The sequence below is a fragment of the Aeromicrobium sp. genome (assembly GCF_032084975.1).
Classification (GTDB): domain Bacteria; phylum Actinomycetota; class Actinomycetes; order Propionibacteriales; family Nocardioidaceae; genus Aeromicrobium.
On the sequence record NZ_DAMDLR010000084.1, the window covers coordinates 8,877 to 10,525 of the forward strand.

The 1,649-nt window shown below is 73.7% G+C and carries 1 protein-coding gene; it reads left to right on the forward strand.

Annotation, left to right across the window (positions count from 1 at the left end; translation table 11 throughout):
• Positions 1–1,649, forward strand: a 1,649-nt coding sequence (locus RT323_RS14395; protein WP_313409689.1) for a fatty acid synthase subunit beta domain-containing protein, incomplete at both ends; no start/stop codon positions are given.

A 1,649-nucleotide genomic window follows, 5' to 3' on the forward strand; every position in this document is an offset into this window, starting at 1 on the left:
CCACCAGTGGCGCCGTGGTGACCAGTGGCTGGCCGACCTGGCCTCGCGCCTGTCCGCTCCCGAGACCCGGGTGCGCGGCGTCGGCATCGTCGCCCCCACCACCCGCCGCGGTCACCGTGAGCTGACGATCACCGGCGCGCGTCCCGCGCGCCCGCAGGCCTGGTCGAGCTTCGCCCCGCGCCTCGCGACCCTGCCCGACGGCTCCACCACCGTCGAGACCCTCTTCACCCGGGCGACCGGCAAGTCGCCGATCCTGCTCGCCGGGATGACCCCCACGACCGTCGACGCGCCCATCGTGGCCGCCGCGGCCAACGCGGGCTTCTGGGCCGAGCTCGCCGGCGGGGGCCAGGTCACCGAGGAGATCTTCGACGCGCGCATCGCCGAGCTGGGGGACCTGCTCGACGAGGGTGCGACGTTCCAGTTCAACTCCCTGTTCCTCGACCCGTACCTGTGGCGCTTGCAGCTGGGCCAGAACCGCCTCGTGCAGCGCGCTCGCGCCGCGGGGGCCGCGATCGACGCCGTGATCGTCACCGCGGGCATCCCCGAGCTCGACGAGGCCGTCGCCCTCGTCGACGAGCTGACCGAGGCCGGCATCGAGCACGTCGTGTTCAAGCCGGGTACGGTCCGCCAGATCCGCGAGGTCCTCGCGATCGCCAAGCAGGTCGACCGCACCGTGATCGTTCAGGTCGAGGGTGGCCGCGCGGGTGGCCACCACTCGTGGGAGGACCTCGACGACCTCATCATCGCCACGTACGGCGAGCTGCGCGCCCAGTCCAACGTCGTGCTCTGCGTCGGCGGCGGCATCGGCACCCCCGAGGCGGCCTCCGCCTGGCTGAACGGCACGTGGGCCCAGCGCCACGGCTTCCCCGACATGCCGGTCGACGGCATCCTGGTCGGGACGGCCGCCATGGCCACGCTGGAGGCCACCACGGCTCCCGAGGTCAAGCACCTCCTCGTCGACACCCGCGGCACGGGCGCCTGGGTCGGCGCCGGCACCGCCAAGAACGGCATGGCGTCGGGCCGCAGCCAGCTGGGCGCCGACATCCACGAGATCGACAACACCGCCTCGCGCACGGGGCGCCTCCTCGACGAGGTCGCCGGTGACGCCGAGGCCGTCGCCGAGCGTCGCGACGAGATCGTCGAGGCGCTCGACCGCACGGCGAAGCCGTACTTCGGCGACGTCGCGACCATGACGTACGCCCAGTGGCTGGGCCGCTTCGTCGAGCTGTCCGGCACCGCCGCCGACGGCTCGGCCGCGTGGCTCGACGTCTCGCTGCGCGATCGCTTCCACGCAATGCTGCAGCGGGCCGAGGCGCGTCTCGCCGAGCAGGACCGCGGCGAGATCGCGACCCTCTTCGGCACCGCGGACGAGGTCGAGGACGGCCCCGCCGCCCTGGCTCGCCTGATCGAGGCGTACCCCGATGCCCGGGGCGTGACGCTGCACCCCGCCGACGAGGCGTTCTTCGTCGAGGTGTGCCGCCGCGCCGGCAAGCCCGTCAACTTCGTGCCCGTCATCGACGCCGACGTGCGCCGCTGGTGGCGCTCGGACTCGCTGTGGCAGGCGCATGACGCGCGCTACTCGGCCGACCAGGTCTGCGTCATCCCGGGCACCGCCAGCGTCGCCGGCATCACCCGCGTCGACGAGCCGG